Below are 22,715 nucleotides of genomic sequence, written 5' to 3'. Positions count from 1 at the left end.
CCGCCCGTCGACGTAGCCATCTTCGTCGCCTCCTCGTCCTGCTCCTCGACGGCCTGCGGCCGGGTGTTCCGGTCCGTCGTCATGCCGCCGCCAATGCGTCACTGTGGGCCGTGATGCCCTTGGTAGAGGCGATCACAGCACGCAGCTTCTTGGCGAGCGCTTCGTAGAACATGCTCAGCGGGAATTCGTCGGGGAGCACGTCGTCCACGAGTTTGCGCGGCGGCTGGTCCAGGTCGAGGGCGTCGGGTCCCTTGGCCCAGACCGAGCCCGGGTGCGGGGCGAGATAGGTCGAGACGAGGTCGTACGCAGCGAACCAGTGGACCAGCTTGGGCCGGTCGATGCCGTCGCGGTAGAGCTTTTCGATCTCGCCGCACAGCTGGTTGGTGACCTTGGGCGCCCGCTCCCAGTCGATGTGGAGTGTGTTGTCCGTCCAGCGTACGACGTCGTGCTTGTGCAGGTACGCGAAGAGCAGCTGGCCGCCCAGGCCGTCGTAGTTGCGGACCCGGTCGCCGCTGACGGGGAACCGGAACATCCGGTCGAAGATCACTGCGAACTGCACATCACGCGCCTGGGTGTACCCCTCGGCCTCCAGCTTCACGGCCTCCTTGAAGGCGGTGAGGTCGCAGCGCAGCTCCTCCAGGCCGTACATCCAGAACGGCTGGCGCTGCTTGATCATGAACGGGTCGAACGGCAGGTCACCGTGGCTGTGGGTGCGGTCGTGCACCATGTCCCACAGGACGAACGCCTCCTGGCAGCGCTCCTGGTCGCCGAGCATCTCGCGGAGGTCCGCGGGGAGTTCGACACCGAGCGTCTCGATGGCGGCCTCGCTGACCCGGCGGAAGCGGGCGGCCTCGCGGTCGCAGAAGATCCCGCCCCAGGTGAACCGCTCGGGGGCCTCGCGCACCGCGATGGTCTCCGGGAAGAGCACGGCGGAGTGGGTGTCGTAGCCGGCCGTGAAGTCCTCGAAGGCGATACCGCAGAAGAGGGGGTTGTCGTAGCGGGTGCGCTCCAGCTCGGCGAGCCAGTCCGGCCAGACCATGCGCAGGACGACGGCCTCGAAGTTGCGGTCCGGGTTGCCGTTCTGGGTGTACATGGGGAACAGCACGAGGTGCTGAAGGCCGTCGGCGCGCTGCCGGGCGGGCTGGAAGGCGAGCAGCGAGTCCAGGAAGTCCGGCACGTCGAAGCCGCTGTCGGCCCAGCGGCGCAGGTCGGCGACGAGCGCCTGGTGGTAGGCGGCGTCGTGCGGCAGCAGCGGGGCGAGCTCACCCACGGCCGCTATGACGCGGTCGACCTCGGCGCGCACGGCGTCGGCGCTCGGCGCGCCCTCCGCGGCCAGGTCGATCGAACCGTCCTTGGACTGCCAGGGGCGGATGGTCTCGACCGCGTCCTTGAGCACGGACCACGCCGGGTGCGCGACCACGCTCTCTGCGGTCGTGGTGGCCCCCCGGACACCCACAGGCGAAAGAATTTCCGTCATGACTGCCCTCCGGCGGTAGATCGTGTTGTCAGCCCACGGTAACCAGCCGAGGATCGCCGTCTCAAGTGGGGTCGGTGAAAATCTTTCTGTCGACACCCGGCGATCACGCAGATTTTTCCTGTGCGTGACGGGTTGGGCGACACTTCCTGGGTATGAGGGCGAGGGTTTCAGCGCTTCTTCCAGGGGCTGTTGACGGGCAAACGGCCCCTTCTCGCTCCCGGAGGGGCGCGGTCCGGCCGCCGGGACATCTACTGTCCGTAGCCGTATGGCATATGACACACCCCGCTCCCCGGCGCCGCGGCGGCCGGGCGCGTCAGCGCGGCGGGGACTCGCCCACGCGCGGGTGAGGGGGTCTGGAAGCGGATATGGCGGGTACCCGTACTGGACACACCGTGGCCGGTCCGGCACCCCTTTTTCCGCCGTACGGTCCCGTTAGGCTGAGCGCCATTTCGTTACGCCGTTGCCGACGGCCGACACCGGGACCGAGCCGGCGGCGGCACCGAGCCGACAGAAGCGAGGCAGCCTTGTCCTTTCTCACCATCGGACACCGCGGGATGATGGGCGTCGAGCCGGAGAACACCCTGCGCTCCTTCGTGCGCGCCGAGCAGGAGGGCCTCGATGTCATCGAGCTGGACCTGCATCTGAGCAAGGACGGCTCGCTCGTGGTGATGCACGACGCGGACGTGGACCGGACCACCGACGGCGCCGGTCCGATCGCCGAGCGCACCCTCGCCGAACTGCGGGAACTCGATGCCGGGCGGGGCGAGCGGATCCCCGTCTTCGAGGAGGTCGTGGCGGCGGTCAAGGCGCCGCTCCAGGCCGAGATCAAGGATGTGGCGGCCGCACAGGCGCTGGCCGAGGTGCTGCGCTCCCGCGATCTGGTCGGCCGGGTCGATGTGATCTCCTTCCACGACGAGGCGCTGGCCGCGATCCGGACCCTGCTGCCCGGCGTCCGTACCGCGCTGGTCGGCAGCCGCTACGGCGCCGATGTCGTCGACCGGGCGCTGGCCGTCGGCGCGACCATGCTCTCGCTGAACATCCGCCGGCTGACCCTGGAACTGGTCGAGCGGGCGCATGCCGCACAGCTCAAGGTCGTGGCCTGGACGGTCAACACCCACGACCAGCTCCGCCTCGCCCGCGGGCTCGGTCTGGACGGGGTGGTGACCGACCTGCCGGAGATCCGGCGGGCGGTCCGCTTCACGGCGTAAAACGGCGGGCGCGGCGCCCGGCCCGGCGGGGCGCACCACGTCCCGCGGGCCGCGCCCCGCCATACGGGGGCCCCGCCATACGGAGACATCCGCAGTTCACAGCCGTGCAATGTGCTTCCAGCATGCGGATGTTTTCCCTGGCGATCTCGACAGATCACCTCGCGCACTGCCACGCTCCCGCCATGCGCCTCGCCAACCGCCCTCTCCGCCTTGCCGCTTGCGCCACCGTCGCGCTGCTCACAGCGGCCGTCGGCTGTGCCCCGCAGGACGCGTCCCCCGGTGGCCCGGGGGCCGCCGGGCCGGGAAAGCAGAGCTGTGCACGCGGCCAACTGGCCACCGTGGCCCACGGGACGCTCACGGTCGGCACCGACAAGCCCGCGTACGCGCCGTGGTTCCAGGACGACGACCCGGCCAACGGGAAGGGCTTCGAATCCGCGGTCGCGTACGCCGTCGCCCGGCAACTGGGCTACGACAAGGGCGCGGTGCGCTGGCAGACCGTGCCGTTCAACAACGCCTTCGCGCCCGGTGCGAAGAAGTTCGACTTCGACATCAACCAGATCTCCATCAGCGCCGCGCGCAAGCGGGCGGTCGCCTTCTCCTCCGGCTACTACGGCGTACGGCAGGCGGTGATCGCGCTCAAGGGCTCCAAGGCGGCGCGCGCCAAGAGCATCGCCGAGCTGCGGCGGGTCAAGCTCGGTGCGCAGGTCGGCAGCACCAGCCTGGACGTCCTCCAGGACACCGTCCGGCCCACCCAGCAGCCGGCCGTCTTCCAGAAGAACGACCTGGCCAAATCGGCGCTGAAGAACGGCCAGGTCGACGCGATCCTCACCGATCTGCCAACGGCCTTCTACATCACCTCGGCGGAGGTCAAGGACGCCGAGGTGGTCGGGCAGTTCGCGGCCACCGGTGCCACCGACGAGCAGTTCGGGCTGGTGCTGGACAAGGAGAGCCGGATCACCGGGTGTGTGACGGCCGCGGTGGACACCCTGCGGAAGAACGGCACCCTGGCCCGGCTGGAGAAGAAGTGGCTGACTGACGCCGTTTCGGTTCCGGTGCTCAAGTGACGTACGGAGACGGCGTGTTGAAGACCCGTACGGCGGGGGAGGCGGCCGACGACGGGTATGTGCCCTCGGCGCGGCGGATCGAGCGGGAGCGGTTCCGGCGGGCCAGGGCCCGGCGGGCGACCGCCGTCGCCGCGCTGAGCACCCTGGTCACCGGCGCGGTCCTCTTCCTGGTCATCACCCGCTCGCCCGGCTGGCCGCGTACCCGCGAGACGTTCTTCAGCATGGAGTACGCGCGGCTGGCGCTGCCGAAGGTGCTGGACGGGCTGCTGCTGAATCTGCGGCTGCTGGTGGTGTGCGGGGCGGCGGTGCTGGTGCTCGGGCTGCTGCTGGCGGTGGCCCGGACGCTGCGCGGCCCGGTGTTCTTCCCACTGCGCGCGCTGGCCGCCGCGTACACCGACTTCTTCCGCGGACTGCCGCTGATCATCTGTCTGTTGATGGTGGTCTTCGGGGTGCCGGCGCTGCGGCTCCAGGGCGTGACCACCGATCCGGTGCTGCTCGGCGGATCCGCGCTGGTGCTGACGTACTCGGCCTATGTCGCCGAGGTCTTCCGGGCCGGCATCGAATCGGTGCACCCCTCGCAGCGGGCCGCGGCCCGGTCGCTGGGGCTCTCCGGCGGCCAGGCGCTGCGCTTCGTGGTGCTGCCGCAGGCGGTGCGGCGGGTGGTGCCGCCGCTGCTGAACGATCTGGTCTCGCTCCAGAAGGACACCGGTCTGGTGTCCATCGCGGGCGCGGTGGACGCGGTCTACGCGGCGCAGATCATCGCCGGCAAGGACTTCAACTTCACGCCGTATGTCGTGGCCGGGCTGGTCTTCGTCGCGCTGACCATCCCGATGACCCGCTGCACGGACTGGATCACGGCCCGGATGGACCGCGGGCGCGCCCAGGGAGGGCTGGTATGAGCACGACGGACGACACCCCGCGGCCCGCCGCGGAGACCGCAGGCCCGGCCGCGCCTGAAGACCGGCCGGTGCTGCGGCTGGAGTCCGTACGCAAGACCTACGGCCGCGGCACGGTCGTGCTGCGGGAGGTGGATCTGGAGGTCCCGCCGCACACCGTGACCGCACTGATCGGCGCCTCCGGCTCGGGCAAGTCCACCCTGCTGCGCTGCGCGAACCTGCTGGAGGAGATCGACGACGGCGCGATCTTCCTGGACGGCGACGAGATCACCGACCCACGGGCCGACGTGGACGCGGTCCGCCGCCGGATCGGGGTGGTCTTCCAGGCGTACAACCTCTTCCCGCACATGACCGTGCTGGACAACATCACGCTGGCGCCCCGCCGGGTCCACGGGGTGCCGCGCGCCGAGGCGGAGGCGCGGGCCCGTGAGCTGCTGGAACGGCTCGGGCTCGGCGGACGGGCCGGGGAGTACCCGGACCGGCTCAGCGGCGGCCAGCAGCAGCGGGTCGCGATCGTCCGCGCGCTGGCCGGGCGGCCCCGGCTGTTGCTGCTCGACGAGATCACCGCGGCGCTCGACCCGGAGCTGGTCGGCGAGGTGCTGGAGGTCGTCCGCGAGCTCAAGACGGAAGGCATGACCATGGTCATCGCCACCCATGAGATGGGCTTCGCGCGGGAGGTCGCCGACCAGGTGTGCTTCCTGGACGGCGGGGTGGTGCTGGAGCGCGGCACATCCGAGCAGGTCTTCGGCGCTCCCCGGCACGACCGCACCCGGCAGTTCCTGCAACGGATCATCCAGGCGGGGCGGCTGTGAGCCGGGGGTAGGCCAGGAGGAGTCTCCCCGTCCAGGAATCCGGTTGTCCAGGAATCCGGTGGTCTAGGAATCCGGTGGTCCAGGAATCCGGTGGTCCAGGAATCCGGTGGTCCAGGAATCCGGTGGTCTAGGAATCCGGCGGCTTGGGGACGACTGCGCGCAGGCGGTCGAGGAAGACCCGGGCCGCGGGGCTCGAAGGACCGCCGGTCTGCCAGGCGAGCGCGATGCGGGCACGCATCTCGGGCCGGACGATCGGCAGGGTGCGCAGCGGTCCGTCGAGGGGGGACTCGTCCTCACCGGCGGGGAGTACGGCGATGCCCAGGCCGCGCGCGGCAAGCTGCGAGAGCACGTGCGGGGCGGCCGCCTCGAAGGCCACCCGGGGCCGGAATCCCGCCTGCGCACAGCCGCGTTCGAGCGCCGCGCGCACCCCGGTGCCGCGCGGCAGGCAGATCAGCGGCCGGTCACGCAGCTCGGCAAGCGGGACGCTCCTACCGTCGGCGCGGTCGAGAAGCGGATCGCCGGGCGCGACGGCGGCGACCAGCGGGACGTCGATCAGCGTCTGGAAGGCCGCGCCGGGCGGGGGCGTCTCCTCTGCCGTGCCGAGGACGGCGATATCGAGCTCGCCGGCCAGAAGCGCGGCCAGCATCCGCTCCGTGGAGTCCTCGGTGAGTGCCACCTCCACCGAGGGGTGGGCGTCGTGGAAATCCGCGAGTAAAGCGGCGATGTCGAAGGCGTGGCCGGTGGCGCCGGAGACCAGCCCGAGCGTGACCCGGCCGCGCAGCAGCCCCGTGTACGCATCGACGGTCTGCCGCACCGACTCCGCCGCGGCCAGCGCGGCGCGGGCGTACGGCAGGACCGCCCGGCCCACCTCGGTCAGCGTCACCGACCGGCCGGAGCGGTCGAGCAGGGGCTGCCCCAACTCCCTCTCCAGCTGGCGGATCTGGGCGCTGAGGCCGGGCTGGGCCAGATGCAGCCGGGCGGCGGCCCGGGTGAAACCGCCCTCCTCGACGACACAGACGAAGTAGCGCAGCTGGCGAAGTTCCATAAGCAGTGATTCTAGATCGCAGCAGAACTATCTACTGGAGTTATCGCTCCGCCCACCGCAGCATGAATCCCATGCGTACCCGCCTCCTCCTGGGCCTGTCCCTGCTCTCCACCGGTCTGCTCGCCGGAGCCTTCGGCTACGGCGCCGCCAACCTCGTCCCCACCTTCGATGCCGTGCCGATCGAGATGCGACTCGACTTCCACACCGAGCTGATGAAGATGAACGGGATCACCATGCAGGGAGCGATGGCGGTCTCGGCGTTCAGCGCCCTCGCGCTGGCCGCCCTGACACGCGGCCGGGCCCGTGTCCTCACCGCCACGGCAGGGCTGCTGACCGTCACATCCTTCCTGATCACCCGGTTCGGGAATGTCCCGATCAACGGCCACATCAAACAGTGGGCCGCCACCACGCCGCCGGCCGGCCATGCGGAGATCCTCAGCCGCTGGGAACTGTTCAACGATGCCCGCACCTGCACGGCCATAGTGGCGTTCGCCCTCCTGATCTCGGTTGCCCTGCGTCAGGCGGGCCGCGCCGCCCCCCTTGGCCACCGATCATCAGAAGCGGCTGATCAACTGGCAGCCCGTCAAGGAGAGCAGCCCGTCAAGCAGACATGTCCTGGCCGAGCGGCTTGACCAGGAGCTCGAATTCCAGGTCGGGGCGCTGAGGGACGCCGATCCGCTCGTCGCCGTACGGGAACGGGGTGCGCTCCCCGGCGGTGACGCCCGCCGGGTCGGTGCGCTGCCCCTCCAGCAGGTCCGCTTCCGTCGTCCAGCCGCCGCGGCTGATGTCCCCGCGGTAGGCCGAATCGATGAGGTCGACGAGCCCGGGGACGTCGGTGTCGAGGGCGGTGCGGAAGGTCAGCTCACTGGTGGGCATGGTGCGCGGTCCTCTCGGGCGGACGGGCCGACGGGCGGCCTCCTGGAGGCTAACAACCGGCAGGTGTGCGATGTCAGGGCCGATTGTCCCGGCCTTCCGGCGGCGGGTGCCCGGCCGCGCGGGGCGGGCGGCGTAAGGTCCGGGCATGGTGCATGTACTGAGCAGCAGGGTGCTGTTGCGGCCGGCCGACCCCGAGCGGTCGCGGGCGTTCTACGGCGAGGCGCTGGGGCTGGAGATCTACCGGGAATTCGGTACCGGCTCCGAGCGCGGCACGGTCTACTTCCTCGGCGGCGGCTTCCTGGAGGTGTCCGGCCGGGCCGCCGGGCCGCCCACGGAGACCCTCAAGCTGTGGCTCCAGGTGGCGGACGCCGCGGCGGCGCACCAGGAGCTGCTGGCGCACGGGGTGGAGGTGCTGCGCGCGCCCGTGCAGGAGCCGTGGGGGCTGATCGAGATGTGGATCGCCGACCCGGACGGCCACCGCCTCGTGCTGACCGAGGTCCCGGCGGACCATCCGCTGCGCTATCGGCCCTGAGCCCGTATTTGTGCCCTGGTGGCACTCCACCACCGCGCTCCCCCTTTGCGCCCGTGCGCTCCCGTGTGCCGGGCGCCCGGCGGGCATCCTGCCCCCGATGCGTACGGGTACGAGGGGAGGTGCTCCGTGCACGGACCGGTGTGGGTCGGCTGGCTGCTGGTGCTGCTGGGGGCCGCCGCCGGCGCGTACTGCCTGGTGCGGGCGCGCAGTGGACCGGCCGCGCAGCAGGGCGAGGCGCGCGGTGAGGGGCTGATGGCGCTGGGGATGGCGGCGATGGCCTGGCCGGTGGCGCCGCCGTCATGGTCGTCGTGGCTGTTCACCGCGGTTTTCGGGGCGGCGGGCCTGTGGGCGCTGGCGCACCGCCATCTGCATCATGCGGTGGGCGCGCTGGCCATGGCGTACATGGCACTCGCGATGGTCGTCCCGGCGTCTCAACAGGCAGGCCACGCAGGGCAGATAGGTCAGATGGCGCAGATGGGCCAGGCGGGCGGGCCGGGCCCGATGGCCCACTCGGTGCCGGGCGGTGTGCCGTTGCTGACGGGGCTGTTGCTCGTCTACTTCACCGGGTATGTCCTCGCGGCCGGGGTGCGGCTGGTGCCGGCGACGGGTGCGGAGGCCGGGAAGGGGATGGCGGGCGGGGCGGTGGCGGTGGCGGGCGCCGGCGTGCTGCCGGCCTGCCGGGTGGCGATGGGGATCGGCATGCTGGCGATGCTGCTGGCGCTGTGAGCTGCGGCGATGCACTGCCACCCGGTTCGGCGCCGGACGTGCGCCCGTTGACCGTGCACAGCTGTCGCAGGGGTGGCATGCATCACTTCCGTCGCGCGGCCGTACCAACGGGTAGTCGTGCGCTCATAGGGTGACGGCATGATGGTCCCTCTCGCGCTGATGATGCTCGGCGTGCTGGCCGCGGCAATGGCGCCACGGCTGATGGCCCGTTCCGACTGGCCCGACCGTGAGCCGGTGCTCGCCCTGTGGGTGTGGCAGTGCGTGGTGGCCGGCGTTCTGCTGTGCTGTCTGCTCGCGATGTCGCTGAGCGCGGCCGCCGCCTGGGAAGCCGTTCGCAGCCCGGTGTTCGGATTCGCCCCGCGGGTCGTCGTCGAGGCGTATGCGCTCCAGACGCACGGGCCCTGGGCCGGGGTGCTGGCTCTGCTCCTGGCGGGCGGCGGCGCCTGGACGGCCGTGGCACTGACTCGGGAGGTACGGGCGGTACGCGCCCGTCGGCGGCAGCGGCGGGCCGAGCTGCTGCGCCGCGCGCCGTTGTTGCCCGGCGAGGAGCCTTCCGGGGAGCGTCTGGTCGTCCTGGAAGGGGACCGCCCGGAGGCTTGGTGGCTGTCCCACGCCTCACCCCAACTGGTCATCACCACCTCGGCGTTGCGCCGGCTGAAGGGGCATCAGCTCGATGCGCTGATCGCCCATGAGCAGGGCCATGCGCGGGCCCGGCACGATCTCCTGCTGTACTGCGCCTCGGCGCTGGCCGCCGGTTTTCCGCAGGTCCCGGTCTTCGCCGCGTTCCGCGACCAGGTGCACCGGCTGGTCGAGCTGGCCGCCGACGATGTGGCCTCGCGCCGCTTCGGCCGGCGGACGATCGCCCTGGCCCTGGTCGAACTCAACGAGGACCGCGGGGTGTTCGGCCCCTGCCCGGCCCAGCTCGCCCAGGTACCGGAGCGGGTGGACCGGCTGCTGGCCCCCGCCCCCCGCTTCAGCCCCGCCCGCCGGCTGCGGATGACCGCGGTGGCGGCGCTGGTACCGGCGATTCCGCTGCTGGTGACCTTCATTCCCGGGCTGAGGGCTTTGGCCTGACCGCCGGCCGGTGGCCGAGGGTCGGCGGCCGGTGGCCAGCGACCGGGGCCCGGTGGCGGTGGCCGGTGTCCGGGCCCCGATGCCGTTGGCCGGTGGGTCGGCGTGGCTCCGGGCGCCGGGTATCGGCGAGGATCGGGGTATGCCACCGACGCCGCGCCCCACCGTCCGGTCGTCCGCCGTGGACGACGACCGCCGTCCCGTACCCGCCTCGCGTGTTCCGGCCCTCCCGTACGCCGTTCTCTGCGCGCTCGTCTTCGGTCTGCTGCTGACCCTGGTCGCCCTGCGGTGGGAACCGTTGATGGCGGTGGACCGGGCGCTGGCCGGTGCGCTGCACCGGACGGCCGTCGCGGCGCCCGGCTGGACCCGCCTCAACCGGGTGCTCAGCGACTGGCTGTGGGACCCCTGGATGATGCGCGTGGTGCTGGTGGCGGCGGTGGTGCTGCTCGTACGGCGGGGTGAACGGCTGCTCGGCGGCTGGGTGGCGGCCACCGCGCTCGTCGGGACGGGGCTACAGCAGGTGCTGAAGGCGGTGGTCGGCCGGGACCGCCCGGTCTGGCCGGACCCGGTGGACGCGGCGCATTACGCGGCGTTCCCGTCGGGACACGCGATGTCCGCACTGATCGCGGGCGCGCTGGTGCTGTGGTTGCTGTGCCGGTGCGGGGCCCGTTCGCTGTGGCGGTGGACGGCCGGGGCGGTGGCCGTGGTCTCGGTGGTCGGCGTCGGCTTCACCCGGGTATATCTGGGCGTGCACTGGCTGTCGGACGTCGTCGGGGGCTGGCTGCTGGGCGGGGCGCTGGTGGCCGCGGCGGCAGCGGCGTACACCGGGTATGCGCCCCGGGTGGGGAACGGCGCCGCGCGGTGGGCAGGAAAGCGGTCATGACAACCATCAAGGGTGTGCTCTTCGACTTCTCCGGGACCCTGCTGCGGATCGAACCCGCCGAGTCCTGGCTGCGGGCGGCGCTGGCTGCGTGCGGTACGGCCATGACCGCCACCGAGATCGCCGGCCGGGCGGCCGCGCTGGAACGGGCCGGTGCGCTGCCCGGCGCTTCCGCACCCGTCGAGATCCCCGCCGCGCTGGCCGGCTTGTGGGAGATCCGGGACCGCGACGCCCGCCACCACCGCGCGGTGTACACCGGCCTGGCACGCCAAGTGCCGCTGCCCGAGCCCGAGTTGTACGACGCGCTCTACGACCGCCATATGACGGCGGCGGCCTGGCAGCCGTACCCCGACGCCGCCGAGGTGCTGGCGGAACTGCACCACCGCGGCGTCCGGACCGGCGTGGTGAGCAACATCGGCTGGGATCTGCGGCCGGTGCTCCGCGACCATGGCCTGGACCGCTATCTGGACACCTGTGTGCTGTCCTACGAGCACGGCATCCAGAAGCCGGATCCACAGCTCTTCGCCCTGGCCTGCCGGGAGTTGGGGCTGGATCCGGCCACCGTCCTGATGGTGGGCGACGACCGCACGGCGGACGGCGGCGCCACGGCGCTGGGCTGCTCGTTCCTGCCGGTGGACCATCTGCCGGTGGACCGGCGCCCGGACGGGCTGCGGCCGGTGCTGGACCTGGTGGGCTGAGCGCCGGACGGGCCGAGGCGGCGGTCAGCCGGTGGACCGCAGTGTCAGCCATTCCTGGAGCTCGACGAGGTTCCCGTCGGGGTCCTTGAGGTGGGCGACCCGCATCCGGTCCGTCATCGGCGCCGGGCCGTGCGCGAGGACGGCGCCGCGGCCGGTCAGTTCCGCGCAGTAGGCGTCGAGGTCATCGACCCGGAGGACGACCAGGGACCGGTAGCCGTCCGGCGCGCCCGCCAGCTCGCCGAGGACCCGGGCCATCTGGGCGCGCTCCTGAAGCGCGATGCCCGCGGTGCCGTCGTCGCAGGTGAACTTGGCATACGGCCCGTCCGGGGCCGCGAACTGCGGGGTGAGCCCCAGGGTGTCCCGGTAGAAGCGGTAGCAGCCGTGGAAGTCCGAGACGAGCAGGCGGACTTGGGCAAGTTCCATCGATACCCCCGTGCGGAAAGTGCGGACCGTGCACGGTGACGCTACCCCGTCCCGGGCCGCCGCCGGAGACGGCACCGCCCCGGCCGGTGGGATACCGGCCGGGGCGGAAGGGGCGTGCGCAGCTGTCGGGTCAGCCGAGGTTCGCCAGCGCCTGGTTGAGGGTCTTCGACGGACGCATGACCGCATCGGCCTTCGCCACGACGGGCTGGTAGTAGCCGCCGATGTCGGCCGGCGAGCCCTGCACCGCGATCAGCTCGTCGACGATGGTCTGCTCCTGCTCGGTCAGCGTCTCGGCGAGGGCCGCGAACGCCTCCGCGAGCTGAGCATCGTCGGTCTGCTTGGCCAGCTCCTGCGCCCAGTAGAGCGCGAGGTAGAAGTGGCTGCCGCGGTTGTCGATGCCGCCGAGCTTGCGGCTGGGCGACTTGTTCTCGTTGAGGAAGCTGCCGGTGGCGCGGTCGAGGGTGTCGGCGAGCACCTGGGCGCGCGCGTTGCCGGTCTTCTGCGCGAGGTGCTCGAAGCTGACCGCGAGGGCCAGGAACTCACCCAGGCTGTCCCAGCGCAGGTAGTTCTCCTTGACCAGCTGCTGGACGTGCTTGGGCGCGGAGCCGCCGGCGCCGGTCTCGAACAGGCCGCCGCCGTTCATCAGCGGGACGACCGAGAGCATCTTGGCGCTGGTGCCCAGCTCCAGGATCGGGAACAGGTCGGTCAGGTAGTCACGCAGCACATTGCCGGTGACCGAGATCGTGTCCTCGCCGCGGCGGATCCGCTCCAGGGAGAACGTGATCGCGTCGACCGGCGACATGATCTCCAGCTGGAGACCGTCGGTGTCGTGCTCGGCGAGGTAGGTCTTGACCTTCTCGATGAGCTGGGCGTCGTGCGCACGGCCGGCGTCGAGCCAGAAGACCGCCGGGTCGCCGGTCGCACGGGCGCGGGTGACGGCGAGCTTGACCCAGTCGCGGATCGGCGCGTCCTTGGTCTGGCACATCCGGAAGATGTCGCCGGCGCCGACGACCTGCTCCAGGACGGCGTTACCGCTCTCGTCGAGGACCCGGACGGTACCGGTGACCGGGATCTCGAAGGTCTTGTCGTGGCTGCCGTACTCCTCGGCCTTCTGCGCCATGAGGCCGACGTTCGGGACCGAGCCCATGGTGGACGGGTCGTAGGCGCCATGGGCGCGGCAGTCGTCGAGGACGGCCTGGTAGATGCCGGCGTAGCTGCTGTCGGGGAGGACCGCGAGGGTGTCGGCCTCGGCGCCGTCCGGGCCCCACATGTGACCGGAGGTGCGGATCATGGCCGGCATGGAGGCGTCGACGATGACATCGCTCGGCACGTGCAGGTTGCTGATGCCGCGGTCGGAGTCGACCATGGCGAGCTCCGGGCCCTCGGCGAGCTCGGCATCGAAGGACGCCTTGATCTCGGCGCCGTCGACCAGCGACTCCAGGCCCTTGTAGATGCCGCCGAGGCCATCGTTCGGGGTCAGGCCGGCGGCCGCGAGGGACTCGCCGTACTGGGCGAACGTCTTCGGGAAGAAGGCGCGGACCACGTGGCCGAAGATGATCGGGTCGGAGACCTTCATCATCGTGGCCTTCAGGTGCACCGAGAACAGCACACCCTCCGCCTTGGCCCGGGCGACCTGCGCCGTGAGGAACTCGCGCAGCGCGGCCACCCGCATCACGGACGCGTCGACGACCTCGCCCGCGAGGACCGGGACCGACTCGCGCAGGACGGTGGTGGAGCCGTCGTCGCCCGACAGCTCGATGCGCAGCGTGCCGTCCTGGCCGATGACCGTGGACTTCTCGGTGGAGCGGAAGTCGTCGACGCCCATGGTGGCGACGTTCGTCTTCGAGTCGGCCGTCCAGGCGCCCATGCGGTGCGGGTTGGACTTGGCGTAGTTCTTGACCGACGCCGGCGCCCGGCGGTCGGAGTTGCCCTCACGCAGGACCGGGTTGACGGCGCTGCCCTTGACCTTGTCGTAGCGGGCGCGGATGTCGCGCTCCTCGTCGGTCTTCGGGTCGTCCGGGTAAGCCGGCAGCGCGTAGCCCTGCTCCTGAAGCTCGGCGACGGCCGCCTTCAGCTGCGGGATCGAGGCCGAGATGTTCGGCAGCTTGATGATGTTGGCCTCGGGAGTCTTCGCCAGCTCACCGAGCTCGGCGAGGGCGTCATCGATGCGCTGGCCCTCCTCCAGGTACTCGGGGAAGCTCGCGATGATGCGACCGGCCAGCGAGATGTCACGGGTCTCCACGCTGACGCCGGCCGTCGACGCGTATGCCTGGATCACAGGCAAGAACGAATACGTCGCCAGGGCCGGGGCCTCGTCAGTGTGGGTGTAAATGATGGTCGAGTCAGTCACCGGGTGCTCCGCTCCACGTCTGCAACATTGCTCGACATCAAGATATCTCGTGAGCCGCCCCGTCTCGACAGGACCCCGCCCCGGGCAAAACTGGAGGAAATGGTTCCGACCTGCCGCGACCGGTGAAAACCGGTCGCGGGCAGTCGCGGGGCACGGGTCATCCCGTGCGCGGGGCACGGGTCACCCCGTACGGGCCGGCACCCGGGTGGCCGGGCGCCCGGACGGGGGCGGCTCGGCTACCTGATGGCTCCCCCGTGGGCGCCGGTTTGTCAGCCGGCCTTGGACGCGACGGTGACCGTGACGGTGGGGGCGGGCTTCGCCCCGTCCTTCTTGCTGCCGCCGACGGTGACGGCGAGCGCGAGGACGACGAGAGCGCACCCGGCACCCACCGCGATCTTGAGCCCGTAGCGCTGGGTCACCGGCGGCCGCTCGGCCGGCGGGGGCACGAACAGGTGGGGCTGCTGAGCGGCGGGCGCGGGCTGCGGCGAGTACGACATGATCAATCCCCCTGGCATCCGTGATGGTGTCGTGAAGACCGCCCAATGCCGCCGAAGGTTGCACGGCCGGGCGCCCCGCGCGCCCCGCGCCCCTTACGCCCCATCGCTCCCGGGCCGGCCGCCCGTTCAGACCGGCAGGCTCCGCAGCCAGACCGCGACCCCGTGATGGTGGCTGCATGTGCCCCGCCGGTGCGCGCTGTAGCTGTAGGTCCCGTCGTTGCACCGCGCGGAGGCGCCTGCCGGGGCCTGGGCCCGCTCCTGGCCGCCAGTCGTCGAACCACCTGAGGAGCTGGACGAGCCGGAGGAGCTGGACGAGCCGAAGGTGCCGGAAGCGTCGTCCCCGGCCGGATCGTCCGTGGGCTCAGGGGCTTCGTCATCGTCTGCGGACCCGGCCGCGTCAGACGCATCGGACGCACCGGACGCGTCGGAGACCGAGCTGCCGGCGGACGACTTCGAGTCCTCGCCGCCGTCCATCAGGTTGACGCATCCGCCGACCAGCAGCACGAAAACGGCGATGACCGCGCAGCCGAGCCGGGCGTTCTTCTTCTCTTCCGGCGACATCGGCCGTTGGTTCCCGGTCATGTGGCCCCCCTGTCGTGCGACTGCATGCTCCCCTGCATGCATGGCCCTGCCCACGGTCGCGAGCCGCCGCCCGGCCGGAACCGGGGAGACAGGTGGTGTCGGTGCGAGGGAGGCCGCGCCGCTCCGCGGCCTGCGGTACGGCCCTCCCGTTCGCGCCAGCGGTCAGAAGTTGTCGGCCGGCGACTTGGGAGCCGGCTCGGGCTTCGTCTCCGCCTTCTTCGCCGGCTTCTCCGGCTTCTTCTCCGGCTTGGCTTCGGCCGGTTCCGCCTTCTCCTTCGCACGCTCCGGGGCCGGTGCGGCGACGGCCTTGGCGGGCTTCTCGGCCGGCGTTCCGGAGTCGCCGCCGATCGCGGCGCCGATGATGCCGAGCAGGACGAGGGCACCGAAGGCGCCGCCGCAGCCGATGCCGATCTTGGCGCCGGTGCTCATCTTCTTCGGCGGGAGCGGTGCATACATCCCGTACTGGTTCGGCGGCTGTTGTCCGGGCTGGGAGGGAGGCTGCTGATAGGTCATGGTTCCCCCCAAGGTGTCTGGAACCGGGAGAGTATCGAGTTGTTGAACATCGAAATAGATGAAGTGAAGAACCTGTGACGATGTCGTGACCGAAACGAGGGGGCGGGTGACCGGAGCGCGGGGCCGGGGCCGTCAACTCGTCCTCGGGCGCGGGCCGGTGGACACCCGGGGAAGTACCGGCACCCGCCCGGCGGCGTTCGGCCGGCAGCTCCATCACATGAGCTTTTATCGCCGAAGCAATGTGCGCAGGCGTGCATCAGTGAATAGTCTTCTTACTCAAGTCAGCACCTCATGACCGAAGTTGACAGTCCGCTTGCGCAGTACATGCATGCCACGTACAGGAGATTGCGGTGATTGCCCCTCAAGGTCGTACCGGGCTGTCGCCTGCGCACGAGACAGCCCCGCAGCAGGGGCCGGATCCGGGGCTCGCAGCCCTCGCCCCCGGACCCCCACGAGGTCCGGGCAGCCCTCTCACCAGCGGCGCGGAACCGGTGCCACACCGCCTCGCCCGACGCCCCCACCGCCCCGCCCGTCAAGGCCGCCGGGCATACGGGCCCGGCCGGCCCCATGGTCGTTCGCTCAGCGCGACGCGCTCCCCCTACGTCGGCGTCCGTCACAACGGACGCCCACCCGGAGGCCTGACAAGTGCCTGTTGATCACCCCCTCGCGCACCGTCCTGCGCAGGGTGAGGAACTGTTCCCCGCACCCGAGAGAACGTCGACGGGGCAGCCGTGAGACGTCAACCGGCATTCGACCGGCATCCGGCGCGGGACGACACCCGGTTGCGCGCGGTGGTGGAGGACGCCGCGATGGGCAGGTGGGAAGGCGCACGTGAACTGCTGACCGCGACCGGCGCCGACTGGGACCGCCGGATCTTCCGCCTCCAGGTGCTCGCCCGTGCGGGGGCCCGGCTCACCTTCGCCGACACCTGGGCCCAGGCCGAACCCCGTTCTCCGCACGCGCTGGCCCTGCTCGCCACCGTTCTGGCGCTGCGGTCGATGGCCGGCCCACGGGGACAGGGCAGCGGGCCGGACATGGAACAGGCCTGGGAGACCTGCCATGCCGCCGGTGATGCCCTGCCGGCCGATCCGACGCCCTATGTCGTCATGCTCGCCCTGCTGCGCTTCCACTCTCCCCCACGCGACCGGCAGTGGCGGGAGACGGTGCACACCGTGTGGCAGGAGGTCGAGGAACGCGACCCGTGGAACCGGGAGGCGCACCACGAGCTGCTCACGTACATGTTCCCCGACCAGCACGGCGTGGCCGGTGAGATGTTCCACTGGGCGCAGGAGCGATGCGCCCATGTCCCCCGCGGTATGCCGTTGCACGTCCTGCCGCTGGTCGCGCTCGCCGAGTCGCACCGGATGCGGATGAAGAAGGAAGGACACCGGTACGGCCTGACGGTCCACCCGTGGACGGACAACCCGTCGACCCAGCAGGCGTGGGTGAACTGGTGGACGTACCGGGCCCCTTCCATGCCGCACGCGGCCTTCCATGAGGACGCCAACTACCTGGCCCATGCGATGTCCTTCGCGAATCAGCACCGGGCGGCGGCCGAGGTGTTCGACTCCATCGGCCCGTACGCCACGGATGTGCCGTGGAGCTATTGCGGAGATGCCCAGCAGCTCTTCGCCCGGCATCGGAAATGGGCGGTCAAGGGGTCCGCGCCGTAGCCCCGGCCGAGGTTGTTCCGCACGTCACTGCGCCACCAACAGGAGAGGTCCCAGCCATGCCACTGGAGATTCCAAGCGTCACGCAGACGGAGGAGGAGCGCCTCGCCGAACTGGGCATCGCCCAGACACTGGACCGCTCGATGTCCGGGCGGCAGAATTTCGCGGTCTCCTTCACCATCATCAGCATCCTGTCCGGCTGCCTGACCATGTACGGCTTCGGGATGAACACCGGCGGGCCGGCCCTGATCATGTGGGGCTGGGTGCTCGTCGGCCTGATGACCCTCTTCGTGGGCCTGGCCATGGCCGAGGTCTGCTCCTCCTATCCGACCTCCGCCGGCCTCTACTTCTGGGCGCACAAGCTCGCTCCGCAGCGCTCCGCTCCGGCCTGGGCATGGTTCACCGGCTGGTTCAACACGCTCGGCCAGGTGGCCGTGACCGCGGGCATCGACTTCGGCGCCGCGTCTTTCCTCAACGCCTATCTGAACCTCCAGTTCGACTATGCCGCCACCCCCGTCCACACGATCACGCTCTTCGGTGTGATCCTTCTGCTGCACGCCGTGGTGAACACCTTCCGGGTGCGCGTCGTCGGCTTCTTCAACACCGTCTCGGTGTGGTGGCATCTGATCGGCGTCGTGGTCATCGTCGGCGCCCTGCTGATCATTCCCGACAAGCACCAGTCCCCCGCCTTCGTCTTCACCGAGTTCGTCAACAACACCGGCTGGGGCTCGGCGGTCTATGTCGCGCTCATCGGTCTGCTGATGGCGCAGTACACCTTCACCGGCTATGACGCGTCCGCCCATATGACGGAGGAGACGAAGAACGCCTCGGTGGAGGGGCCGAAGGGCATCGTCCGCTCGATCGTGGTGTCCTGGGCCGCCGGATTCGTGCTGCTCTTCGGGCTGACCTTCGCCATCCAGTCCTACAACGGCGCTCTGGAGTCGGACACCGGTGTGCCGCCGGCCCAGATCTTCCTGGACGCGCTCGGCGCGACCACCGGCAAGCTGATGCTGCTCGTCATCATCGGCGCCCAGCTGTTCTGCGGGATGGCGTCGGTGACCGCGAACTCCCGCATGATCTACGCCTTCTCCCGCGACGGGGCGCTGCCCTTCTCCGCCGTCTGGCACAAGCTCCACCCGGGGACCCGCACCCCGACCAACGCGGTGTGGCTCGCCGCGGGCGGTGCGTTCGTCCTCGGTCTGCCGTACCTGTTCAACACGACCGCGTACGCGGCCGTCACCTCCATCGCGACGATCGGCCTCTACATCGCCTACGTGGTGCCCACCCTGCTGCGGCTGCGGCAGGGCGAGAACTTCCGGCGCGGCCCCTGGCACCTGGGCCGCTGGTCGAAGCCGGTGGGCGTGATCGCGGTCGGCTGGGTCGCGATCATCACCGTGCTGTTCATGCTGCCGCAGCTGAGCCCGGTGACCATGGAGACGTTCAACTACGCGCCCCTCACCGTGGGTGCGGTGCTGATCTTCGCCGGCACCTGGTGGCTGGTCTCCGCCCGCAAGTGGTTCCTCAACCCGCAGCACCCGCGCAGCAACCCGTCGCAGACCGCACCGCCGGAGCGAACGGCCTCCACCTCGCACTAGGCGGCCGCCGGCCACGGGGGTGGCGCGCGCTCCCGTCGCGCGTTGCCCCCGGCCACGGCAAGCCCCGTTGTCGTCACGGTGCTGCGGTGGCCCTGCCCCTCCTCGCCCCGACGCCGAAGGGTCCGCTTCTGGCGTTGATTGCCCGGTAAACGTTTGTTGATTGCCTTCACTCACGCTTGCGGGTATCGGTAAATCGGGGGCGAGACGAGGAACATAAGTGCCGGATACACGTGTCACGGTGACAGTGCACGCCGCCGACCCGCTCAGTCGGGCCGGAGTCGTCAGTCACCTCCAGCACCAGCCCACCGTCGAGCTTGTCCAGAACCAGACCGGAACGGCGGTCAGGGAGCGGACGGAGCAGGCGGAACGTGGCAGAGCGAAAGACAACGGCGGGGAAGCGGTCGGGACCGTGGCGATCATGCCCATCGACCGGTTCGACGATCTGGCCGCGGCCGAACTGAGACGGCTCGTACGGGGCGGCGAGCAGCGCGTCGTGCTCATCGCCCGGGATCTGCGCGAGCCGGAGCTGATGACGGCCGTGGAGTACGGCGTACGGGCCATCCTGTGGCGTCATCAGGCCACCCCGCAGCGGCTGTTGCGGGCGGTACAGAGCGCGGCGCGCGGCGAGGGCGACCTGCCGCCGGACCTGATCAGCACGCTGCTCACCCAGGTGGGGCAGCTGCGGCGGTCGGTGGCGACCTCGCCCTCCGTCGGGTTCGTACCGACGCTCGGGATGGCGCCGCGCGAGGTCGATGTGCTGCGGCTGATCGCCGAGGGGCTGGACACCCGGCAGATCTCCGAAAAGTTGGCCTACTCCGAACGCACCGTCAAGAACATCCTGCACGCCCTGATGACGCGGCTCCAGCTGCACAACCGCGCACACGCCGTCGCCTACGCGCTGCGGGAGGGCTACATCTGATGGGGACGGCAGCAGGCACGGATACGGGCGCGGACGCGGGGACAGGTGCGAGTGCAAGAGCAAGGGGTACAGCGGTGACGGAGTGGGCACAGGGAGCGGCGGACCGCCGGGCGGGGGAACGCGCATGATGCACGAAGTCGATGAGGCGATCCGGCGGGTGCTGCGCGGCGGGGTGTTGCCGGACGGCACCGGAGACGTCGCGTTCGAGGCGCCGACCCGCGACTGGGCGGCGCGGCGCAACGCCCCCACGCTCAATGCGTATCTCTACGACATCCGCGAGGACGTCGCCCGCCGCGAGCGCGGCACGATCGCGGAACGGGACGCCGCCGGGGTGGTCGTGCGCCGGCGTCAGCCGAACCGCTGGTTCCGGCTGTCCTACCTGGTCACGGCATGGACCACCCGCCCGGAGGACGAACACCGGCTGCTGTCCGCCACGCTGGGGTGCCTGCTCTCGCACGAGATCCTGCCGGCGGCCGCGCTGCCGGACGCGCTCCGCGGGCTGGAGGTGAGTATTCCGCTCACCGTCGCCGTGCCCCCGCCCGAGTCCCGCTCGATCGCCGACATCTGGTCGGCACTCGGCGGCGAACTCAAGCCGTCCCTCGACGTGGTGGTCACCGTGCCCTTCCCGGTCTCGCCGTCGTACGAGGTGGCGCCGCCGGTCACGGAGGGCGCGGTCACGGTCGTCCGCGGAATCGACGGTGTCCCCGGCGACTCCCAGCCTCGGATGCTCCGGTCCGCTCCGGGTGCCTCGCCCGCGCAGGCCAGCGGGGAGGAACGGTGACGGGCACCACGGCGGGCGACACCCCCGGCGGCACCCTGCTGACCCGGCTGGCGGGGCTGCGGGAGCGGGTGGCCGGGCTGGTCGAGCGGCGCAGCGCCGACGATCCCACGGCTGCGGACCCGCTGCGCGGCCTGTATGTGACCCCGGAGACGGCCCGACGGCTGGCCGCGCGGCCGCCGATCGAGGCTCAGCCGGAGACATCTGCGACGGATCAGGCGTCCACGGGCGAGCCGGCTGACGAGTCATCCGACCGATCGGTCGCGCTCGCCGGGCGGTTCGGGCTGTCGGCCCTGGACCTGCATATCCTCCTGGCCGCGCTGGCGCCCGATGTGGACCGGGGCTTCGAGCCGCTGTACGGCTACCTCAACGACGATGTCGGGCGGCGCCGGGCCACGGTCGCGCTGGCGCTGGATCTCGCGGGCACCGGCCCGTACGAGCCCGGAGCCCGCGCCCGCTTCCACCCCGCCGCGCCGCTGCCGGCCGGTGGGCTGCTCGTCATCGAGGACGAGGACCGGCCGCTGCCGGGGCGGGCGCTGCGGGTGCCGGAGCGGGTGGTGGCCCACCTGCTGGGGGACGACGGTCTCGATCCGGAACTCGGCGCGGGTGAGGTGGAGTTGCTGACGGCGGAACGGCCGGCCGCCGGCCGTACGGGACGCGATGCCCGCACCGGGGTCGAGACGTTCGCCGGGCGGCTCGCCGTCCTCGCGAGGGAGCGGCCGCTCGCCGTACATCTGCGGGAGCAAAGGCCCGGTACCGCCGCCGGACCGGTGACCGACGGGCTGCGGCACGCCGGTCTGCCGGTGCTGCGCTACCGGCCGGACGGCCACCGCGGCGACGGGACGGGCCTCACGGGCGCGCTGCTGCGGGAGGCCCGGCTTCGGCGGGCCGCGGTCGTTGTCGGGCCGCTGCCGGAGCGGCCGGACGGGCTCGTCCGGGCGCTGGCGGGCCGGGACGTGCCGGTGGTCTTCTTCGGGAGCGAGCCGTACGACCCGGGCTGGGCCCCGGATTCCGGGCTGTTCGCGCTGGACGCACCGGACGCCGGGGCGGCGGCGGGCGAGGTCTGGAGCACCGAACTCGGCGTCGTGGACGAGGGCTTCGACCTGGCCGCGGCCGTGGCGCCGTACCGGCTGGGTGCCGCGCAGATCCGCCGGGCGGCCCGTGCGGCCACCGCTCTCGCCGCCTTCGACGGAACGCCGGTGACCGCCGCCCATGTCCAGCACAGCGCGCGTCAGCAGTCCGCGCCGCTGCTGGACCGGCACGCCCGCCGTGTCCGGCCCGCCGTCGGCTTCGACGGGCTCGTCCTGCCGCCCGAACCGCTGACGCTGCTGCACGAACTGGTGCAGCGGGCGCGGCACCGGGAGAAGGTGCTGGGCGAGTGGCGGCTGCGTACCGGTGGCGGGCGCGGCAGAGGCGTGGTGGCCCTGTTCGCCGGGGAATCCGGCACCGGAAAGACGCTCTCCGCGGAGGTCGTGGCCGGAGAACTGGGCCTGGACCTCTATGTGGTGGAGCTGTCCGCGGTGGTGGACAAGTACATCGGGGAGACCGAGAAGAACCTGGAGCGGATCTTCTCCGAGGCCGACCGCACCGATGCCGTGCTGCTCTTCGACGAGGCGGACGCCGTCTTCGGCAAACGCTCGGAGGTCAAGAGCTCACACGACCGGTACGCGAATCTGGAGAGCGCGTATCTGCTCCAGCGGCTGGAGGCGTTCGACGGGATCGCCGTCCTGACCACCAATCTGCGGGCCAACATCGACGAGGCGTTCACCCGGCGGCTGGATCTGGTGGTCGACTTCCCGTTCCCGGACGCCGAGCAGCGGATCGCCCTGTGGCGTTCCTGTCTGGCGGCCACCCCCTGCGCGGACGACCTCGCTCTCGATGTCTGCGCCAAGGAGTACGAGCTGTCCGGCGGGGCGATCCGGTCGGCCGCGGTGACCGCGGGCTATCTCGCGGCGGGGCGCGGCGAGGCGGTGTCGGCCGAGGACGTCCGGGCCGGGGCCCGGCGCGAGTACCGCAAGATGGGGCGGCTGGTGCCGGACGCTTCGCCGTTGTGGGACTGAGGGTCCGGGTGCGGCCGGGGCCCGGCGGGATGCCCGCCGGCCC

23 protein-coding genes are annotated in these 22,715 nt (G+C 71.3%); 15 read left to right on the top strand and 8 right to left on the bottom strand.

Annotated elements, in window-relative coordinates; all coding sequences use genetic code 11:
- Nucleotides 1-79: 79 nt before the first annotated feature.
- Nucleotides 80-1,477 (bottom strand): DUF6421 family protein, encoded by a 1,398-nt coding sequence (locus AC3EUV_RS14520; RefSeq protein ID WP_435603067.1) that lies wholly within the window; start codon nt 1,475-1,477, stop codon nt 80-82.
- 524 nt (nt 1,478-2,001) lie between these two features.
- On the opposite strand from AC3EUV_RS14520, the gene AC3EUV_RS14515 reads away from it, so the two are divergent.
- The 4 genes from AC3EUV_RS14515 to AC3EUV_RS14500 all read left to right on the top strand — a co-directional run bounded on the left by AC3EUV_RS14515 (nt 2,002) and on the right by AC3EUV_RS14500 (nt 5,457).
- Complete coding sequence (locus AC3EUV_RS14515) at nt 2,002-2,685, top strand: glycerophosphodiester phosphodiesterase (RefSeq protein ID WP_387246144.1); 684 nt, start codon at nt 2,002-2,004, stop codon at nt 2,683-2,685.
- Between the two features lie 182 nt (nt 2,686-2,867).
- Entirely contained in the window at nt 2,868-3,749 is an 882-nt protein-coding gene (locus AC3EUV_RS14510) for an ABC transporter substrate-binding protein (RefSeq protein ID WP_432141959.1), read from the top strand.
- A gap of 14 nt (nt 3,750-3,763) precedes the next feature.
- The gene (locus AC3EUV_RS14505; RefSeq protein WP_435603066.1) at nt 3,764-4,648 is read left to right on the top strand and encodes an amino acid ABC transporter permease; all 885 of its coding nucleotides are present in this window, start codon (nt 3,764-3,766) and stop codon (nt 4,646-4,648) included.
- Nucleotides 4,645-5,457 (top strand): amino acid ABC transporter ATP-binding protein, encoded by an 813-nt coding sequence (locus AC3EUV_RS14500; protein ID WP_432141944.1) that lies wholly within the window; start codon nt 4,645-4,647, stop codon nt 5,455-5,457. The genes AC3EUV_RS14505 and AC3EUV_RS14500 overlap by 4 nt, the downstream gene beginning before the upstream one ends.
- Nucleotides 5,458-5,584: 127 nt before the next feature.
- On the opposite strand, the gene AC3EUV_RS14495 is transcribed toward AC3EUV_RS14500, so the two are convergent.
- A complete protein-coding gene (locus AC3EUV_RS14495; protein ID WP_432141943.1) occupies nt 5,585-6,502 on the bottom strand; it encodes a LysR family transcriptional regulator in 918 nt (305 codons plus the stop codon).
- Nucleotides 6,503-6,573: 71 nt separating this feature from the next.
- Here AC3EUV_RS14495 and AC3EUV_RS14490 point away from each other — a divergent pair, with 71 nt between their 5' ends.
- Nucleotides 6,574-7,134 carry an anthrone oxygenase family protein gene (locus tag AC3EUV_RS14490; RefSeq protein WP_435603065.1) on the top strand — a complete coding sequence of 187 codons (561 nt, stop codon included), beginning with the start codon at nt 6,574-6,576 and terminating at the stop codon, nt 7,132-7,134.
- On the opposite strand, the gene AC3EUV_RS14485 is transcribed toward AC3EUV_RS14490, so the two are convergent.
- Nucleotides 7,103-7,378 (bottom strand): hypothetical protein, encoded by a 276-nt coding sequence (locus tag AC3EUV_RS14485; protein WP_432141941.1) that lies wholly within the window; start codon nt 7,376-7,378, stop codon nt 7,103-7,105. The two genes, AC3EUV_RS14490 and AC3EUV_RS14485, sit on opposite strands and share 32 nt — an antisense overlap.
- A gap of 145 nt (nt 7,379-7,523) precedes the next feature.
- Between AC3EUV_RS14485 and AC3EUV_RS14480 the strand changes: the two genes are divergently transcribed.
- The 5 genes from AC3EUV_RS14480 to AC3EUV_RS14460 all read left to right on the top strand — a co-directional run bounded on the left by AC3EUV_RS14480 (nt 7,524) and on the right by AC3EUV_RS14460 (nt 11,285).
- A complete protein-coding gene (locus AC3EUV_RS14480; protein WP_387246133.1) occupies nt 7,524-7,910 on the top strand; it encodes a VOC family protein in 387 nt (128 codons plus the stop codon).
- 126 nt (nt 7,911-8,036) lie between these two features.
- The gene (locus tag AC3EUV_RS14475; RefSeq protein WP_435603064.1) at nt 8,037-8,636 is read left to right on the top strand and encodes a DUF5134 domain-containing protein; all 600 of its coding nucleotides are present in this window, start codon (nt 8,037-8,039) and stop codon (nt 8,634-8,636) included.
- 138 nt (nt 8,637-8,774) lie between these two features.
- Entirely contained in the window at nt 8,775-9,710 is a 936-nt protein-coding gene (locus AC3EUV_RS14470; protein ID WP_432141939.1) for a M56 family metallopeptidase, read from the top strand.
- A 139-nt stretch (nt 9,711-9,849) separates the two neighbouring features.
- On the top strand, nt 9,850-10,590 hold the full coding sequence (locus AC3EUV_RS14465; protein WP_432141938.1) for a phosphatase PAP2 family protein: 741 nt from the start codon (nt 9,850-9,852) through the stop codon (nt 10,588-10,590).
- Nucleotides 10,587-11,285 carry an HAD family hydrolase gene (locus AC3EUV_RS14460; RefSeq protein ID WP_435603063.1) on the top strand — a complete coding sequence of 233 codons (699 nt, stop codon included), beginning with the start codon at nt 10,587-10,589 and terminating at the stop codon, nt 11,283-11,285. The genes AC3EUV_RS14465 and AC3EUV_RS14460 overlap by 4 nt, the downstream gene beginning before the upstream one ends.
- Before the next feature lie 24 nt (nt 11,286-11,309).
- Here the strand turns inward: AC3EUV_RS14460 and AC3EUV_RS14455 are convergent, their stop codons facing one another.
- From AC3EUV_RS14455 to AC3EUV_RS14435, 5 genes are all read right to left on the bottom strand, one after another.
- The gene (locus tag AC3EUV_RS14455; RefSeq protein ID WP_432141936.1) at nt 11,310-11,708 is read right to left on the bottom strand and encodes a VOC family protein; all 399 of its coding nucleotides are present in this window, start codon (nt 11,706-11,708) and stop codon (nt 11,310-11,312) included.
- Nucleotides 11,709-11,838: 130 nt separating this feature from the next.
- Nucleotides 11,839-14,058: an NADP-dependent isocitrate dehydrogenase gene (locus AC3EUV_RS14450; RefSeq protein ID WP_435603062.1), complete on the bottom strand. Its 2,220-nt coding sequence runs from the start codon at nt 14,056-14,058 to the stop codon at nt 11,839-11,841.
- Between the two features lie 269 nt (nt 14,059-14,327).
- Nucleotides 14,328-14,555: a hypothetical protein gene (locus AC3EUV_RS14445; RefSeq protein ID WP_435603061.1), complete on the bottom strand. Its 228-nt coding sequence runs from the start codon at nt 14,553-14,555 to the stop codon at nt 14,328-14,330.
- Between the two features lie 126 nt (nt 14,556-14,681).
- Nucleotides 14,682-15,137: a DUF3761 domain-containing protein gene (locus tag AC3EUV_RS14440; protein WP_435603060.1), complete on the bottom strand. Its 456-nt coding sequence runs from the start codon at nt 15,135-15,137 to the stop codon at nt 14,682-14,684.
- 162 nt (nt 15,138-15,299) lie between these two features.
- Nucleotides 15,300-15,650: a hypothetical protein gene (locus AC3EUV_RS14435; protein ID WP_435603059.1), complete on the bottom strand. Its 351-nt coding sequence runs from the start codon at nt 15,648-15,650 to the stop codon at nt 15,300-15,302.
- A 731-nt stretch (nt 15,651-16,381) separates the two neighbouring features.
- Between AC3EUV_RS14435 and AC3EUV_RS14430 the strand changes: the two genes are divergently transcribed.
- From AC3EUV_RS14430 to AC3EUV_RS14410, 5 genes are all read left to right on the top strand, one after another.
- Nucleotides 16,382-17,323 (top strand): hypothetical protein, encoded by a 942-nt coding sequence (locus tag AC3EUV_RS14430; protein ID WP_435603058.1) that lies wholly within the window; start codon nt 16,382-16,384, stop codon nt 17,321-17,323.
- A gap of 56 nt (nt 17,324-17,379) precedes the next feature.
- Complete coding sequence (locus tag AC3EUV_RS14425; RefSeq protein ID WP_435603057.1) at nt 17,380-18,915, top strand: amino acid permease; 1,536 nt, start codon at nt 17,380-17,382, stop codon at nt 18,913-18,915.
- A gap of 217 nt (nt 18,916-19,132) precedes the next feature.
- On the top strand, nt 19,133-19,834 hold the full coding sequence (locus AC3EUV_RS14420) for a response regulator transcription factor (RefSeq protein WP_432141929.1): 702 nt from the start codon (nt 19,133-19,135) through the stop codon (nt 19,832-19,834).
- A gap of 124 nt (nt 19,835-19,958) precedes the next feature.
- Nucleotides 19,959-20,615: a Pvc16 family protein gene (locus AC3EUV_RS14415; RefSeq protein WP_432141928.1), complete on the top strand. Its 657-nt coding sequence runs from the start codon at nt 19,959-19,961 to the stop codon at nt 20,613-20,615.
- Nucleotides 20,612-22,672 (top strand): ATP-binding protein, encoded by a 2,061-nt coding sequence (locus AC3EUV_RS14410; protein WP_435603056.1) that lies wholly within the window; start codon nt 20,612-20,614, stop codon nt 22,670-22,672. The genes AC3EUV_RS14415 and AC3EUV_RS14410 overlap by 4 nt, the downstream gene beginning before the upstream one ends.
- The last annotated feature ends 43 nt before the right edge of the window (nt 22,673-22,715 follow it).

This window comes from Streptomyces sp. bgisy130 (assembly GCF_057708345.1).
The sequence above is the reverse complement of the archived record's forward strand: the minus strand, read 5'-3'. Positions and strand labels throughout refer to the sequence as shown.